Origin of the sequence: Streptomyces roseofulvus (genome assembly GCF_039534915.1) — a bacterium.
Classification (GTDB): domain Bacteria; phylum Actinomycetota; class Actinomycetes; order Streptomycetales; family Streptomycetaceae; genus Streptomyces; species Streptomyces roseofulvus.
The window spans coordinates 7,508,443-7,523,509 of record NZ_BAAAWE010000001.1 but is presented as its reverse complement, the minus strand read 5'-3'; the positions used below and the strand labels follow the sequence as shown (position 1 = coordinate 7,523,509).

The window sequence follows — 15,067 nt, the reverse complement described above, 5'->3', positions numbered from 1 at the left end:
CCATGGCCCTCACCGTCCACGGCATCGACGAGATCCGCGCCCAGGCCGGCGCCGACCTCGGCCACAGCTCCTGGATCCAGATCGCCCAGTCCCGCGTCGACACCTTCGCCGACGCCACCGACGACCACCAGTGGATCCACGTCGACGAGGAGCGGGCCGCCGCCGGCCCCTTCGGCGGCACCATCGCCCACGGCTACCTCACCCTCTCCCTCCTCATCCCCATGTGGAGCGAGCTCCTCCAGGTCGAGGGCGTCTCGATGGCCGTCAACTACGGCCTGAACAAGGTGCGTTTCCCCTCCCCCGTGCGCGTCGGCTCCAAGATCCGCGCCCATGGCGGGATCGCCTCGGTCGAGGACGTCCGCGGCGGCGTCGAGGTCGTCGTCGACCTCACGGTGGAGATCGACGGCGTCGACAAGCCCGCCTGCGTGGCCCAGGCCGTCTACCGCTTCTACGCCTGACCCGCCCGCCCCGAGGAGGCGGCCGCCACCCCGGCGACCGCCTCCTCGGCATGCCCGCGGCCGGAGGCGGGCCGGTGACCACGCGCCGGGAGGACGGCTCCCGCGCGGCGCGAACGGGGTCCTACGCCGCGTCCTTCGCCGGGTCCGGGCGCAGACCCGCCAGTGCCGTCAGCATCAGCTCCAGGGCGAACGGGTAGCCGCTGTCCCGCATGTCGGCGGCGAGGAGGGGGAACGTCGCCGCGATGTGCGGGTGGGTCTCGGCCGGGAGGCGGCCGTAGACCTCCCCCCAGACCTCGGCGTCCGCCTCGCGCGCGGCCGGCGGCATCGCCCCGGCGGCGGCGTCCTGGGCGGCGAAGGCCAGCGCCTGGTCGACGAAGGCGTGGTAGGCGCGGACGGCCAGGGGGTCGGGGAAGCCGCCGTCCCGCAGGATGCCGAGGATCCTCTCGACCGCCCGCGTCTCGTGGACGCGGCCGGTCGTGCGGTGCGCGGCCAGCAGGGCGGCCTGGGGCTGGGCGACGTAGGAGGCGTGGATGCGCAGGCCCAGCGCGCGCAGGTCCGCGCGCCAGTCGCCGGTGGCCTCCCAGCCCTCCTGCGCCCGGCCGATGACCTCGTCGGCGATCGCGAGGAGCAGCGCGTCGGTGTTGCGGAAGTACCGGTAGAGGGCGCTGGGGTCGGCCCCGAGGGCCGCGCCCAGCCGGCGTACGGAGAGGGCTTCGGCGCCGTGCTGGGCCACCAGGCGCAGCGCGGTGTCGACGATGAGCCGTTCGGAGAGGACGGCGCCCTGCTTGGTGGGCCGGCGCCGCTGCCGGCTTCCTTCGGGTACGACACGTGCGGACATGGCCGGGACCTTACGTCAACACCATTGACGTGTAAACGGCTCGCGGGCTTCCATGGCGCCCGTCACCGAAACGGCGACGCCGGCCCGGTCCGGCCGCCCGACCGGTACGACCCGTCCGACGGCCGCCGCGCGCGCTCCGCGCTCCGGCCGGCCGTCGTCCGCCCCGCGCCCCCGTCGGCGCGGCCGCACGCAAGGGAGCCGCCGCATGCCCCAGGCCGATCTGGTCTTCACCCGAGGCCCCGTCCTCACCCTGGATCCGGCGCGGAGCCGGGCCACCTCGCTCGCCGTGACCGGCGACCGGATCACCGCCGTCGGCCACGACGAGGTGCGCGAACTGATCGGGCCCGGCACCGAGGTGGTGGACCTGACCGGCAAGCTGCTGCTGCCCGGTTTCCAGGACTCCCACATCCACGCGGTCGGCGGCGGCACCGAACTCGCCGAGTGCGACCTCACCGGCAGCGTCGACGTCGCCGCGTACCTGGAGCGGATCCGCGCGTACGCCGAGGCGTACCCCGACCGGGAGTGGATCACCGGTGGCGGCTGGTCGATGGAGAGCTTCGAGGGCGGCATGCCGACCCGTGCGCTCCTCGACTCGGTCGTCCCGGACCGCCCGGTGCTGCTGTCGAACCGCGACCACCACGGCGCCTGGGCGAACACCCGGGCCCTGGAGCTGGCCGGTCTCACCGCCGGCACGCCGGACCCGGCGGACGGCCGGATCGAGCGGGAGGCCGACGGCAGCCCGAACGGCATGCTCCAGGAGGGCGCGACCGGCCTGGTCTCCCGCCTGGTGCCGGACAAGACCGCCGAGGACCGGCTCGCGGGCCTGCTGCGGGCGCAGCGGCTGCTGCACTCGCTGGGCATCACCGGCTGGCAGGACGCCCTGCTCGGCTCCTTCAACGGGATGTCCGACCCCTCGGACGCCTATCTGACGGCGGCGAAGGACGGTTCGCTCACCGCCCGGGTCACCGGGGCGCTGTGGTGGGACCGCGAGCGCGGCTCCGAGCAGATCCCCGAACTGGTCGACCGCCGCGAGCAGTTGACGTCGGGCCGGTTCCGCGCCACCTCGGTCAAGATCATGCAGGACGGGATCGCGGAGAACTTCACGGCCGCGATGCTCACCCCGTACCTCGACGGCTGCGGCTGCGCGACCGGCAACTCCGGGCTGAGCTTCGTCGATCCGGTGGCGCTGCGCGGCCATGTGACCGAGCTCGACGCCCTCGACTTCCAGGTGCACTTCCACGCGCTGGGCGACCGTGCCGTGCGGGAGGCGCTGGACGCGATCGAGGCGGCGATCGAGGCCAACGGGCGGCGCGGCAACCGCCACCACCTCGCCCACCTCCAGGTCGTCCACCCCGACGACCTGACCCGCTTCGCCGCGCTCGGCGCCGTCGCCAACATCCAGCCGCTGTGGGCGGCGCACGAGCCGCAGATGGACAATCTGACGATCCCGTTCCTGGGCCCGGAGCGGGCTGCCTGGCAGTACCCGTTCGGCTCGCTGCTGCGCGCGGGGGCGACCCTGGCGGCGGGCAGCGACTGGCCGGTCTCCAGCCCGAACCCGATCGAGGGCATCCACGTCGCCGTGAACCGGCGCGACCCGGAGGCGGGGGACGACCGGGTGTTCTACCCGGAGGAGCGCCTCGACCTGCTGTCGGCGCTGACCGCGTACACGGCCGGCACGGCCCATGTGAACGGCCTCGACGACGCGGGCAGCCTGCTCCCGGGCCACCTCGCCGACCTCGTCGTGCTCGACCGGGACATCCTGGCCGCGCCGGCCGACGAGATCGCCGAGGCCCGGGTGGAGCGCACGTACGTCGGCGGCCGCCTGGTCCACGAGGCGTGACCGGCGTCCTCCGCAGGGCCTAGCCAGGCCGCACGGAGGACGCCCGTACGTCGAGCCTGACCGGCACGAGCGATCCGCCGGTCTCCTGGAGGCCCTGCTCCAGTACGGCGACGAGGTGGGCGATCCCCGCCTCGGCGACCGCGTCGGGGCGCAGGCTCAGCGTCGTCACGGGCGGCTGGGTGTGCACGGCGGTCTCGTCCTCGCTGACGCAGACGAGGAGCAGGTCGCCGGGGACGTCGTAGCCGTGCCGGCGGGCCGCGTCCAGGACGAGCGGCGGGCTGGCCTCGGCGACCACGAGGAGGGCGTCGGGGCGTTCGGGTCGGCCGCCCAGGGCGGTCTCCACGGCCCGGATCACCGGCCCGTTGCCGGGTTCGGCGGCCCGCACCGTCAGCTTCGGCAGCCCGCGCGCGGCGCACCACGCGCCGTGCGCCGCGTCCACCTCGCGGTGGAAGCGGGTGGTGCTGTCGGGGACGACGAGGACCGGCCTGCGGGCGCCCTGGGCGTGGACGTGGTCCAGGACCTGCCCGACGGCGTCCGCCGCGTCGACGTCGACCCAGTGGGCGCCCGGCCTCCCCTCCACGGACCGGTCGCTGAAGACCGGGATGCGGGCGGCCAGCAGGTCCTCGACGATCCGGTCGTCGGCGACGGGGTCGGCGACGACCACGGCGTCGAGGGGCAGGGCCGCCCACTCGCTCTGGAGCGAGCCGGCGGGCAGCAGCACCACCGCGTAGCCGCGTGCGAGCGCGGTGGCGGCGGTGGCACCGGTGAGCCGCGCGAAGTACGGCGACTCCAGGAAGGTCCACGGGGTGTCGGCCAGCTCGCCGACCACGTAGCCGATCAGCCGGGCCCGTCCCGCGCGCAGCTGGCGCGCGGTGGCGTTGGGCCGGTAGCCCATGCGGCGGGCGGTCTCGCGGGCCTTCTCCCGGATCTCGGGGGAGAGCCGGCCGGTGCCGTTCAGGGCGGCCGACACGGTGGTCTTGGACAGCCCCGCCTCGCGCGCCACGTCCACCAGACGGACGCGCGGGGCGGGCGGTGCGGCGGGCCCGCCCGCCCCCGGTCGCGGGTCCCCGGCCCCGTTCCGTCGCCCTCCGGTGCCGTCGTCCCGTACGCCGGCGCCGTCCCGCCCCGGGGCCGCCGGGGCCCGCTCCGCCGCCGTTCCATCCCGCCCCGGGTTCGTCGCGGCCCGCTCCGGGGCCGCTCCGCCGTGCTCTGAAGCTTCGGTCATGGGGCAGATGCTGCCATCCCCGTGACCATTGCAAAACCGTTCCCGCAAAGCTGGCCGGAACCCTTGTGCGGGAACGTTCCCGCATCAATACTCGCTCCATCCCCCCAGCGCCCGTCACTACACCCGTAAAGGGGTGGGTCTGCATGCGCACGCCCAGTTTCACCGCCCTCGCCTGTACCGCCGCCCTCGCGGCCTCCCTCACCGCCTGCTCCGGCGCCACACAGCCCCAGCCGGGCACCACCGGCACGGGAGCCGACTTCAAGGTCTCCCCCACCTCGCCGGCCGCGAAGGGCCCGCTCGACTCCTTCACGTGGTCGCTCTACGCGGAGCCGTACACCCTCGACTACGCGCTCGCGTACGACTACCCGCCGAACACCGTGCTCGCCAACGTCTGCGAGCAGCTGCTGCGGGTCACCCCCGACCTGAAGATCGAGCCCGGACTCGCGGTCAAGTGGGACCGGCCCGACCCGCGCACCCTCGTCTACACCCTGCGGTCCGGCGTGAGGTTCCACGACGGCACCACCCTGACCGCCGACGACGTCGTCGCCTCCCTGAAGCGGCAGATGGATCCGGCCACCGGCTCCCCCTGGGGCTCCGCCTTCAAGACCGTCGACGCCATCGAGAAGACCGGCCCGCTGGAGGTGACGATCCGCCTCGGGAAGGCCGACGCGCTCTTCCACGAACTGCTCGCCGCCTCCCCCGGCACCGTCGTCAGCGCCGCCTCCCTCGCGAAGGAGGGCAAGGACTACGGCACCCCCGAGGGCGACCTGAACTGCACCGGCCCGTACGCGCTGGAGAAGTGGGCGCAGGGCGACAGCATCACGCTGAAGAAGCACGCGGACTACTGGGACCAGAAGCTCGCCCCGAAGTCGGAGAAGGTGAGGTTCACCTTCATCGAGGACGCCGCCGCCCGCGCCAACGCCTTCCTCTCCGGCACCGCCGACGGCGGCTACATGGTCCCGTCGGCCTCCTTCGCCCAGCTCCGCACCAGCGGCAAGGGCTCGCTCCTCTTCGGCCCCAACACCGCCGCCGCCAACCTCGCGGTCACCGACTTCAAGGGCACGCTCGGCGACGTCCGGGTCCGCAAGGCCCTCTCGATGGCGCTCGACCGGAAGAACATCGTCAAGGCCGCCGCCGGCGGCGTCGGCGTCCCGGCCAAGGCCCCCGCCGCCCGCGGCGCCTGGGCCCTCGTCCCGGAGAAGACCGCCACCCTCTACGACACGCTGCCCGACCCCGCGTACGACGTGGCCGCCGCGAAGAAGCTGGTCGAGGAGGCGCACGCCACCGGCCGGAAGGTCACCCTCGCGACCAGTTCGATGGCCCCCGAGATCAGCGTCGTCGCCAACGCCGTGCAGGCCGCCGGCCGCGAGATCGGACTGGACGTGAAGCTCAAGCCGGTGTCGGCGGACGCGTACAGCAACATCTTCGTCGACCCGGCCGCCCGCGAGGGCCTCGACCTGGTCATCACCAACGGCTACGACAACACGCCGGACCCGCTGGAGTTCTACCAATACCTGCGCACCGGCGACTTCGGGAACTACGGCAACTGGTCCGACGCCGCGTACGACGTGGCCTTCGACCGCGCCAACACCGAGTACGACCCCGCCAAGCGCGCCGAACTCACCGCCGAGCTGCAGGAGATCGCCCTCGACCAGCTGCCGGTCATCCCGGTCTACGAGGCGCCCTACTCGGTCTTCCTCGGCAAGCGGATCACCGGCGCCCCGACCGGCATCGCCCAGCTCTACTACCCGTGGGCCGCGACGATCGGGGCAGCGCAGTCATGACCCGCTTCCTCATCGGCCGGCTCCTCGGCCTGGTGGCGGTGCTGTTCGTGACCTCGGTCGTCGTCTTCGGCACCATCCACCTCGCCCCCGGCGACCCGGTCACCTTCCTCCTGCACGGCCGCCCCGCGACCCCCGAGACCGTGGCGGCCCTGCGGGCCGAGCACCACCTGGACGACCCGCTCGTCGTCCAGTACGTCACGTGGCTCGGGGGCGTCCTCGGCGGCGACCTCGGGCGCTCCGCCCAGTACCACCAGGACGTCACCGCGCTCCTCGGCTCCCGGCTGCCCGGCACCGCCCTCCTCGTCGGGTACGCGGCGCTGCTCGTCGCCGTCCTCGGCGTCGGCGCCGGCATCCTCGCCGCGCTCCGCCCCGGCTTCCTCGACAAGACCGTGCTCATCGGCACCGGCGTGGCCACCGCCACCCCCTCCTTCGTCACCGCGATCGCGCTCGTCTCCCTCTTCTCGGTGCAGCTCGGCTGGTTCCCCGGCCCGGGCGGCGGCGCGGCCGAGGGGCTCGGCCCCCGGCTGCACCAGCTGACCCTGCCGGCCTTCGCGCTCGCCCTCACCTTCGCGGGCCTGCTCGCCCGGGTCACCCGCTCCGCGATGCTCGACGAACTGGGCCGCGAGCACGTCGAGGTGGCCCGCGCACGGGGCGTCGCCGGCCGGGCCGTGGTCCGCCGGCACGTGCTGCGCAACGCCCTCGGGCCTGTCGTCACCGTCGGCGGCACCATGCTCGCGGGCCTGCTCATCAGCACCGCCATCGTGGAGACCGCCTTCGACGTCCCCGGGCTCGGCTCGCTGCTCGTGCAGTCGGTCACCTCCCAGGACTTCGCGGTCGTGCAGGCGGTCACGCTGCTCAGCGTGGCGGCTTTCGTCGTCGTCAACCTCGCGGTCGACCTGCTCGCGCCGCTCATCGACCCCCGTCTCTCCCCCGGGGAAGGCTCCTCATGACCACCACCCTCACCCCGGTGCCGTACCGCAGGCCCGGCCTGCGGAGGCTGCGCCTCCTCGGGCAGGGTCCGCTCTTCACGGTCTCGGTCGCGGTGCTCGCCGTGCTCGTCCTCGTCGCCGTGTGCGCGCCGCTGCTCGCCCCGTACGACCCCGAGGCGCTCGACCTGGGCGCCAGCCTGGTCGGCACCTCGGCCGACCACCTCCTCGGCACCGACCAGTCCGGCCGCGACATCCTGTCCCGGCTGCTGCACGGCGCCCGCACCGGCCTCCTCGGCCCGCTCCTGGTCGTCGCCGTCTCCACCCTGCTCGGCACCCTGCTCGGCGTGGTGGCGGCCTGGCGCGGCGGCTGGGCCGACACCCTCCTGTCCCGCGCGATGGACCTGGTCTTCTCCGTCCCCGGACTGATGCTGGCGATCCTGCTGGTCGCGGTCACCGGCCCGGGCATGACGGCCCCGGTGATCGCGATGGCGATCGCGTACACCCCGTACGTGGGACGCCTGGTGCGCGGCATCGCCCGGCAGGAGAAGGCCCGGCCGTACATCGAGGCGTACGTGGTGCAGGGCTGGTCCGGCTGGACGGTCTGCGTCCGGCACCTGCTGCCCAACATCGCGCCGACGGTCTTCGCGCAGTCCGCGATGAACTTCGGCTACGCGCTGATGGACCTGGCGGCGCTCTCCTTCCTCGGCTTCGGCGTCCAGCCGCCGACCGCCGACTGGGGCGCCATGATCAACGAGGGCCAGGGCGCCGTCCTCCAGGGCGCGATGCTGCCGGCCCTCGCGCCGTCCGTGTGCATCGTGCTCGCGGTGGTCGCCTTCGGCATCGTCGGCGAGGGCCTCGCCGACCGCATCGCCCGTCGGGAGAAGTAGACGCCATGAACCACTCCACACCCCCTCCCGTCCTGGAGATCGACGGCCTGGAGCTGCGGCTCCCCGCCGACCGGGCCGCCCGGCCCATCCTGGACGGCGTCAGCCTGACCGTGCGCCCCGGGGAGACCGTCGGCCTGGTCGGCGAGTCCGGCTCCGGCAAGTCCGTCGCCTGCCGCAGCGTCCTCGGCCTGCTCCCCGCGGGCGCCCGCACCACCGGCCAGGTCCGGGTCGGCGGCGCCGACGTCCTCACCATGGACCGGGCGCGGCTCGCCGCGCTGCGGGCCCGCGAGGTCGCGATGGTCTTCCAGGACCCGCGCGCCTCGGTCAACCCGCTGCGCCGGGTCGGCGACTTCCTCACCGAGGGGCTCCGCGCCTCCGGCACCCCGGCCGCCAAGGCCACCGCACGCGCCGAGGAGCTCCTCGCCGCGGTCGGCATCCGCGACCCTCGCGGGGCGCTGCGCCGCCACCCGCACCAGTTCTCCGGCGGCATGCTCCAGCGGGTCGTCATCGCCGCCGCGCTCGCCGCCGAACCGGCGCTGCTCGTCGCCGACGAGCCGACCACCGCCCTCGACGTCACCACCCAGGCCGAGGTCATCTCGATCCTGGCGGGGCTGCGGGCCGAACGCGGCACCGGCATGCTCTTCGTCACCCACGACCTGGAGCTGGCCTCCGCGATCTGCGACCGGGTGTACGTAATGTACGCGGGCCGGATCGTGGAGACCCGGTCCACCGGCGAGCTGTTCGACCGGCCCCGGCACCCGTACACCGCCGGCCTGCTCGGCTGCACCCCGCGGATCGAGGCCGGCGCGCCCGCGCCCCGCCCGATCCCGGGCCGCCCGGTCTCGCTCGCCGAGGCGCCGTCGGGCTGCGCCTTCGCCGCGCGGTGCGCGCACGCGGTGGCGCGGTGCACGGAGGAGAGGCCCGAACTGGCACGGCACGGCGAGGGCTTCGCCGCGTGCCTCCGCGCCGAGGAAGGGATCGCGCTGTGACGACCGTGGTGGAGAAGGGCCTCGTCGTCGACGGCCTGCGGAAGCGGTACGGCGACCATCTCGCGGTCGACGGGGTGTCGTTCACCCTGCCTCCCGGGGGTTCACTGGCGATCGTCGGCGAGTCCGGCAGCGGCAAGACGACCACGGTCCGGATGCTGGTGGGCCTGGAGCGCGCGGACGGCGGCACGGTCCGGCTCGACGGCCGGGACCGCTCCGCCCGCCCCCGGGGCCGCGCGGAGCGGCTGGCGCGGGCCAGGGAGATCCAGATGGTCTTCCAGGACCCCTATCTGTCGCTGGACCCGCGGATCCCGGTGAGCGGCTGCCTCGACGAGGTGCTGCGCCTGCACACGCCGCTGGACGCGACCGGGCGGGCGGCCCGGGTCGCCGACCTCCTCGACCGGGTGGGGCTCGGCGCCCGCGAGGCCGCCGCCCTGCCGCGCGGGCTCTCCGGCGGCCAGCGGCAGCGGGTGGCGATCGCCCGGGCGCTGGCGGCCGAGCCCCGGGTGCTGGTCCTCGACGAGGCGGTCGCCGCGCTCGACGTGTCGATCCAGGCGCAGATCCTCGACCTGCTGCGGGAGATCCGCCGCGAGGCCGGCATCGGCTACCTCTTCGTCACCCACGACCTGGCGGTGGTCCGGCACGTCGCCGACGACGTGCTCGTCCTCAGGTCGGGCCAGGTGGTCGAGTCCGGCCCGGTGGACCGGGTCCTGGGCGCCCCCGAACACCCCTACACCCGACTGCTGTTGGACTCGGTGCCGCGCAGGGGCTGGGACCCGTCCCGGGTGACGGGCCGGACCTGAGACCGCACGCCGTCCGGTCCGCCCGGGGGACCGAGACCGCACCCCGTCCGGTGCGCCCCGGGGGACCGAGACCGCACCCCGTCCGGTCCGCCCCGGGGCCGAGGCCGACCCCCGTCCGGCCCCGGTCCCGTCGGTCCTGCCCGTCAGTCCTGCCCCGCCAGTCCGGCCCCGGTCCCCTCGGTCCTGCCCGTCAGTCCGGCCCCGCCAGTCCGGCCCGCCGGTCCGGTCCCGTCACGCCGCCCCCGTCACACGGTCCACCACGGCCCTGGCCGCGCGCGTCACGGCGGCGCGGGAGGCGTCCGTGCGGTCGAACGCCTCGAAGCCGTGCCGGCCCTCCGGCACGTCGACGATCTCGACGTCCGCCCCGTGCTTCCCGGCCGCGGTGAGGAACTCCTCCACCGTCGCCGCGAACGCGGGGTGTTCGCGTCCGGCGCGGACCAGGACCAGCGGCAGCCGGCCGGCGCCCGCGAGCGCCGCCACCGGGCGGAAGCGGGCCTCGACGGTCTCCCAGCCGGGCGGCGTGGCGAGGACGGGGTAGGAGAGGGCGAGGCAGCGCAGCCACGGCGGCGGCGCGGCGAGCCAGTCCGTGGCGAGGAGGCCGCCGCCGGAGAAGATCCAGAGCGCGATGCGGTCCGGGTCGGTCCGGGGGTGGGCGCGGAGCCGTTCGACCGCCTCGGCCAGGTCGTCGGCGGCGCGGGCGTAGTCGGTCAGGGCGTGCAGCCGGTGGTCGACGGTGGCGCCGACGACGCCGAGTCCGGCGAGGTGGCGGGCGTAGCCCCGGTAGAACGGCGTGTCGCGCGGGGTGGGGCTGCGGTCGGCCTGGACGGGGCCGCCGTGCACGAGGAGGACGGCGGGCCGGCGGCCTTCCCCGTCGGGCGGGTAGACGTCGAGGCGGCCGAGCCGCTCGTACGGGAACTCCCGTGTCTCCAGCAGGAACTCCACCTCTTCGTACGCGGGCTGGTCGTCGTCCGGCGTCAGCCGCCGCCCCTCCCCCGCGGCCGCCCGCACCAGCAGGTCGGCGAGTTCGGCCGGATGCGACAGCATCGGCCAGTGGCCGGCCGGGAGGTCGAAGAAGGCGTAGCCGGGGCCGGCCAGTTTCCTGAGGTGCGTCGGCCCCGTCCGGACGAGCATCTCCACCATGTCGACGCCCGGCCCGTCGGCCGTGCACATCACCGCGGCGGCGGGCACCCGGTCCACGGCACCGCCGAGCCGCAGGGGCTCGGTGAGGGTGCCGGCGGGCTGGGGCGCCGCCCGCCGGTCCAGGAGGGCGAGGTCGTCGGCGGTGAGCCCGTCGAGGCTGCCCCAGCGCGCCCACTCCTCGACCCGGGGCGCCGGGAGCGGCGCCGTGTCGTGGCCGAGCCGGGCCCGGACGGTCTCGTCGCGGACGAGGAGCAGCGCCGGGTCGCCGTCCGAGGGCAGCCCGGCGGCGACGTACACCACGCGGACGACCCGGTCGGGCCGCCGGTCGGCGGCGGCGAGCACGGGGTGGATGCCGTAGTCGTGCCCGACGAGGACGAGCTCCGGGTCGTCGAGCCGGTCGACGAGCTCCGTCAACTCCCTGGCGTGCGTGCCGAGTCCGGCGCCGGGGTCGCCGTCCAGGGTCACCGGGCACGCCTCGGCCCCGGCGTCCCGCAGCCGTGCGGCGACCCGGTCCCACAGCCACCCTCCGGTGAACGCGCCTCCCACCAGAACGAACGTCGTCATCCCCGCCTCCTCGTCCTCGACTCCCGCTGCGGTCACCGGCAGGCTAGGAACTCCCCCTGGGGGAGATTCCACCCCGCGCGGGGCGGTTAGGGTCGGCCGCGGGAGGTACGGGGTGACGGACACGGACGGGACGTGGAGCATCGGCGAGCTGGCCGGGCGGGCCGGGGTGACGGTGAAGACCGTGCGGTACTACTCGGACCGGGGGCTGCTGCCGGAGGACGGGCGCAGCGGCGGCGGGCACCGGAGGTACGGCCCCGGGGCGCTGGCCCGGCTGCGCGAGATCCGGTCGCTCCGCGCCCTGGGTCTCGGCGTGCCCGAGGTGGCGCGGGCGCTGGAGGACGAGGGCCGGCTCGCGGACGTGGTCGCCGGGGAGCTGCGGGGCGTGGCGCGGGAGCGGGCGGCCCTGGCGTGGCGGGAGGCGTCGCTGCGGCTGCTCGCGGAGTGCGACGGCGCGGAACGGGCCGAGCTGCTGCCGCTGTTGGGTGCGGCGGCGCTGCCGCCGGACACGGACGCGGTGGTCCGGTTCTGGCGGCGGTCGCTGCCCGTGCGGCTGCCGGCGCCCCTGGTGGCGCGGGTCCTCGACGAGGTGGTGCCGGTGCCGCCGGACGAGCCGACGCCGGGCGAGGTGCGGGCCTTCGCCCTGCTGCGCGCCCTGGTCTCGGACCCCCGGCCGGAGCGGGCGCCGGCGCCGCCGCTGCGGGGTGAGCGGTACCGGCCGGCGGTCCTGTACGAGGGACTGGCGGAGGCGTACGACCTGGCGGCGGCGGAGGTGCGGGCGGGGCGGGAGCCCGGCGGCGCGGAGGCCCTGGACTGTTTCGCCGGCGCGTACGCGCTGGCGCTCGGGGAGGTCGACTCGGCGGGCTTCCGGCGGCGCCTGGTGGAGCGGCTGGGCCGCGAGGACACGGGGGTGATGGCGCGGTACTGGAAGCTGGTCGCCCCTCTGGGGCCGGCGGACCGGCCCGCCCTCGGTCTCCTGCACCACCACCTCACGGTGGCCCTGGCCGCGCCTCCCGCCGCCTGACGGAACGCACGCGTCCGGCCGCCCGCCGACCGGGTGAACGGGGGTGTGCCGGGCGGCCTGCCGGGGAAGGCGCGCGGGGTGGCGTCCGGGCGGCGGGCGCTCGGTCAAGGAGGTGGTCCGGTGGCGGAGCCGACGACGGCACAGGCGCTGGGCGCGCCGTGCTGGCTGAGTCTGGCGGCGCGGGATCTGGATGCGGCGCAGCGGTTCTACGGCGCGGTGCTGGGCTGGACGTTCCGCAAGGGCGATCTCGAGGCGGGTTCGGCGTACGCGGTGGGTGAGCGGGACGGAGTGCCGGTCGCGGGGATCGCGGCGCTGGCGGCGGAGCTGGCGCTGCCGGTGGCCTGGACGGTGTTCTTCGCGGTGGAGGACGCGGACGCGGCGGTGGCGCGGATCCGGGAGCGGGGCGGCACGGTGGGCGTGGGGCCGGTGTCGTATCCGCCGCAGGGGCGGGCGGCGCTGGCCACGGACCGGGACGGTGCGGCGTTCGGGGTGTGGGAGGGGCGGCTGGTGTCGCGCTGGCAGGTGGGCGAGCGGGGCACCCCCGCGTGGGTGGAGCTGCACACCCGGGACGCCTTCGACGCGGCGGTGTTCTACGCCGGGGTGCTGCGCTGGGCGGAGGAGCTGCCGGGCTGCTGCGAGACCTCGTACGAGGAGGACCGGGTGGTGCTGCGCCGCGACGGGGTGGCGGTGGCGCGGCTGGACAGCGGTCCGGTGGAGGCGGCCTCGTCCCGTCCGCAGCTGCGGCCGCGCTGGCTGGTGCGGTTCCGGGTGCCGGACCTGGCGGCCTCGGTGGCGGCGGTGAAGGAGCACGGCGGGGTGGTGGTGCCGGGCGGCGAGTGGGGCGGGGCCAGGGACCCGGAGACCGGTGGCGACGAGCGCCGGGTGGTGGTGCGGGACCCGGACGGTGCGCTGTTCACGCTGGAGGCGGACGGGACGCGGTGAGCGGTACGGGTACGGGGCAGGCGGCCTCGTACCCGTACCGCCTCGGGGTCGGCGTCGATCCCGTGGAGACGACCCGGGACGGGCCCGGGTGCGCGACGATGCCGCTCGGCCGGCGCTCGCACCTCCACGCGCCGCGCGCCCGGGGCGGCGCGGGCGGACCGGACCGCAGCGCGTGCGTGCTCCTCACCCGCATCCCGATGCACGGTCCGACATCCATCGGGCAGCTCCCCGACGCCTTCGGACCCGACGCCTCCACGCTCCACCGGCAGACCGCGGCCCTGCTGAGGTCCGGGGTCGTGGAGCGCATCCCGGATCCGGACGGCGTCATCGCCCGCGAGTTCCGCCTCACCGAGGAGGGCGAGCGCCGCCCGGCGGCCGACCGCTCATACAGCATCGGCGGTCTGCGGCGGATCATGGAGCACCGGTCGTCGGCGGACGCGACCCGCTTCGTGGACCTCCTGGAGGGCCGCCCGTGGCCCCGGAGCTGACGGCCGGGAGCTGACGGCCGGGACCGACCGGACCGGCCGCGGCCGAGGGGCCCGCCTCACCCGTCCGGCACGGCGGGCTCGCCCCGCACGCCCGGCGCGGCCAGGCTCGTCGGCAGGGACGCCCACGAGACGAGGTGCCGCCGATGCCCACCGCCGCCCGCACCCGCCGCCCCGTCCGCCAGGGCCTCCCCCTCCGCCTCGCCCTCGCCGCCGCCCTGCTCGCCGGCTGCGCTCCCACCGCGGCGGCACCGGAGAGCACCCGGGGCACCGGCCGCCTCGTCGTGGCGTACGAGCCCGCCCGGACCGCCGGGGAGCGCGCCGCCCGGTCCTTCCTGCAGGAGCGCCGCGTGCTGGAGGACGCCGCCGCGTACGCCGACGCCCGGATCGCCCTCCCCCGGGACGTGCCGCTCCGCGCCGCCGGCTGCGCGGCGCCGAACCCGTACTGGGACGAGAAGACCGGGCGGATCACCTACTGCTACGGGTTCGTGCCCGAGGCCCGGAAGGTCTTCGCCGGTCTCGACACCGGCGGCACCCCGGCGGAGCGGGCCGCCGCCGTCGACGAGGACGTCGTCGGGCTCTCGAACGGCGTCCTCTTCCACGAGCTCGGACACGCCCTCGTCGACCTGTACGACCTGCCGGTCACCGGCCGCGAGGAGGACGCGGTCGACCAGCTCGCCGTCCTCCTCCTCGCCTCCGGCGACGAGCGCCACACCGACTACGCGATCTCCACCGTCAACGCCTGGGGCGCCCTCTGGAAGGCGTCCGAGGGCGGCGACCCCGGGGTGGCCGCGTACTCCGACGTCCACTCCCTCGACGGGCAGCGGTTCTTCGACTGGGCCTGCTGGCTGTACGGCTCCGATCCCCGGCGGTTCGCGGACGCGGTGGACGCCGAGGGCAACCCGGACGGGGTGCTGCCCCGCGACCGCGCCGCGCTCTGCCCGGCCGAGTACCGCCGCATCGCCTCGTCCTGGCACACCCTCCTCGGCCCCTACCTCAAGCAGCGGTGAGTCCCACGATGCGAACCGCTTCGACGCGGACCCTTTACGCGCGCGCCACACGCCGGTAACTTCCCGCCGACGCAAGAACTTTCCGCAATTTTCCGCACGCGCTTCCACGGGGGCCGATCCCCGCTCCTCCCCCGGCCCCCTCCGCGGCGCGCCCC

General features: G+C 75.7%; 14 protein-coding genes. 11 read left to right on the top strand and 3 right to left on the bottom strand.

What is annotated here, in order from left to right:
• The first annotated feature begins 2 nt into the window (after positions 1–2).
• On the top strand, positions 3–458 hold the full coding sequence (locus ABFY03_RS34610; RefSeq protein ID WP_319011325.1) for a MaoC family dehydratase: 456 nt from the start codon (positions 3–5) through the stop codon (positions 456–458).
• A gap of 121 nt (positions 459–579) precedes the next feature.
• Here ABFY03_RS34610 and ABFY03_RS34605 read toward each other — a convergent pair whose 3' ends face one another.
• On the bottom strand, positions 580–1,296 hold the full coding sequence (locus ABFY03_RS34605; protein WP_319011324.1) for a TetR/AcrR family transcriptional regulator: 717 nt from the start codon (positions 1,294–1,296) through the stop codon (positions 580–582).
• A 205-nt stretch (positions 1,297–1,501) separates the two neighbouring features.
• On the opposite strand from ABFY03_RS34605, the gene ABFY03_RS34600 reads away from it, so the two are divergent.
• Positions 1,502–3,136, top strand: coding sequence for an amidohydrolase (locus ABFY03_RS34600; RefSeq protein ID WP_346171835.1), 1,635 nt, complete (start codon positions 1,502–1,504; stop codon positions 3,134–3,136).
• 19 nt (positions 3,137–3,155) lie between these two features.
• Here the strand turns inward: ABFY03_RS34600 and ABFY03_RS34595 are convergent, their stop codons facing one another.
• Positions 3,156–4,361 carry a LacI family DNA-binding transcriptional regulator gene (locus ABFY03_RS34595; protein WP_346171834.1) on the bottom strand — a complete coding sequence of 402 codons (1,206 nt, stop codon included), beginning with the start codon at positions 4,359–4,361 and terminating at the stop codon, positions 3,156–3,158.
• 143 nt (positions 4,362–4,504) lie between these two features.
• Between ABFY03_RS34595 and ABFY03_RS34590 the strand changes: the two genes are divergently transcribed.
• The 5 genes from ABFY03_RS34590 to ABFY03_RS34570 are packed head-to-tail and all read left to right on the top strand — an operon-like array spanning position 4,505 to position 9,750.
• Positions 4,505–6,145: an ABC transporter substrate-binding protein gene (locus ABFY03_RS34590; protein WP_319011321.1), complete on the top strand. Its 1,641-nt coding sequence runs from the start codon at positions 4,505–4,507 to the stop codon at positions 6,143–6,145.
• Positions 6,142–7,095 (top strand): ABC transporter permease, encoded by a 954-nt coding sequence (locus tag ABFY03_RS34585; protein WP_319011320.1) that lies wholly within the window; start codon positions 6,142–6,144, stop codon positions 7,093–7,095. The genes ABFY03_RS34590 and ABFY03_RS34585 overlap by 4 nt, the downstream gene beginning before the upstream one ends.
• A complete protein-coding gene (locus ABFY03_RS34580; protein ID WP_346171833.1) occupies positions 7,092–7,961 on the top strand; it encodes an ABC transporter permease in 870 nt (289 codons plus the stop codon). The genes ABFY03_RS34585 and ABFY03_RS34580 overlap by 4 nt, the downstream gene beginning before the upstream one ends.
• Positions 7,962–7,966: 5 nt before the next feature.
• Positions 7,967–8,950: an ABC transporter ATP-binding protein gene (locus ABFY03_RS34575; protein ID WP_346171832.1), complete on the top strand. Its 984-nt coding sequence runs from the start codon at positions 7,967–7,969 to the stop codon at positions 8,948–8,950.
• 5 nt (positions 8,951–8,955) lie between these two features.
• Positions 8,956–9,750, top strand: coding sequence for an ABC transporter ATP-binding protein (locus tag ABFY03_RS34570; RefSeq protein WP_346172354.1), 795 nt, complete (start codon positions 8,956–8,958; stop codon positions 9,748–9,750).
• 231 nt (positions 9,751–9,981) lie between these two features.
• Here ABFY03_RS34570 and ABFY03_RS34565 read toward each other — a convergent pair whose 3' ends face one another.
• Entirely contained in the window at positions 9,982–11,454 is a 1,473-nt protein-coding gene (locus tag ABFY03_RS34565; protein WP_346171831.1) for a dienelactone hydrolase family protein, read from the bottom strand.
• A 112-nt stretch (positions 11,455–11,566) separates the two neighbouring features.
• Between ABFY03_RS34565 and ABFY03_RS34560 the strand changes: the two genes are divergently transcribed.
• The 4 genes from ABFY03_RS34560 to ABFY03_RS34545 all read left to right on the top strand — a co-directional run bounded on the left by ABFY03_RS34560 (position 11,567) and on the right by ABFY03_RS34545 (position 14,912).
• Positions 11,567–12,475, top strand: a complete 909-nt coding sequence (locus ABFY03_RS34560) for a MerR family transcriptional regulator (protein WP_346171830.1) — start codon at positions 11,567–11,569, stop codon at positions 12,473–12,475.
• A gap of 120 nt (positions 12,476–12,595) precedes the next feature.
• The gene (locus tag ABFY03_RS34555; RefSeq protein ID WP_319011315.1) at positions 12,596–13,417 is read left to right on the top strand and encodes a VOC family protein; all 822 of its coding nucleotides are present in this window, start codon (positions 12,596–12,598) and stop codon (positions 13,415–13,417) included.
• Positions 13,418–13,515: 98 nt separating this feature from the next.
• Positions 13,516–13,905, top strand: coding sequence for a MarR family winged helix-turn-helix transcriptional regulator (locus ABFY03_RS34550; protein ID WP_346172353.1), 390 nt, complete (start codon positions 13,516–13,518; stop codon positions 13,903–13,905).
• Positions 13,906–14,048: 143 nt separating this feature from the next.
• A complete protein-coding gene (locus tag ABFY03_RS34545; protein ID WP_346171829.1) occupies positions 14,049–14,912 on the top strand; it encodes a DUF4344 domain-containing metallopeptidase in 864 nt (287 codons plus the stop codon).
• Positions 14,913–15,067: the final 155 nt, after the last annotated feature.

Coding starts and splice junctions, on each gene's coding strand:
- ABFY03_RS34610 (WP_319011325.1), top strand. CDS start 3: ATGGCCCTCACCGTCCACGGCATCGACGAGATCCGCGCCCAGGCCGGC.
- ABFY03_RS34605 (WP_319011324.1), bottom strand. CDS start 1,296: ATGTCCGCACGTGTCGTACCCGAAGGAAGCCGGCAGCGGCGCCGGCCC.
- ABFY03_RS34600 (WP_346171835.1), top strand. CDS start 1,502: ATGCCCCAGGCCGATCTGGTCTTCACCCGAGGCCCCGTCCTCACCCTG.
- ABFY03_RS34595 (WP_346171834.1), bottom strand. CDS start 4,361: ATGACCGAAGCTTCAGAGCACGGCGGAGCGGCCCCGGAGCGGGCCGCG.
- ABFY03_RS34590 (WP_319011321.1), top strand. CDS start 4,505: ATGCGCACGCCCAGTTTCACCGCCCTCGCCTGTACCGCCGCCCTCGCG.
- ABFY03_RS34585 (WP_319011320.1), top strand. CDS start 6,142: ATGACCCGCTTCCTCATCGGCCGGCTCCTCGGCCTGGTGGCGGTGCTG.
- ABFY03_RS34580 (WP_346171833.1), top strand. CDS start 7,092: ATGACCACCACCCTCACCCCGGTGCCGTACCGCAGGCCCGGCCTGCGG.
- ABFY03_RS34575 (WP_346171832.1), top strand. CDS start 7,967: ATGAACCACTCCACACCCCCTCCCGTCCTGGAGATCGACGGCCTGGAG.
- ABFY03_RS34565 (WP_346171831.1), bottom strand. CDS start 11,454: ATGACGACGTTCGTTCTGGTGGGAGGCGCGTTCACCGGAGGGTGGCTG.
- ABFY03_RS34550 (WP_346172353.1), top strand. CDS start 13,516: ATGCCGCTCGGCCGGCGCTCGCACCTCCACGCGCCGCGCGCCCGGGGC.
- ABFY03_RS34545 (WP_346171829.1), top strand. CDS start 14,049: ATGCCCACCGCCGCCCGCACCCGCCGCCCCGTCCGCCAGGGCCTCCCC.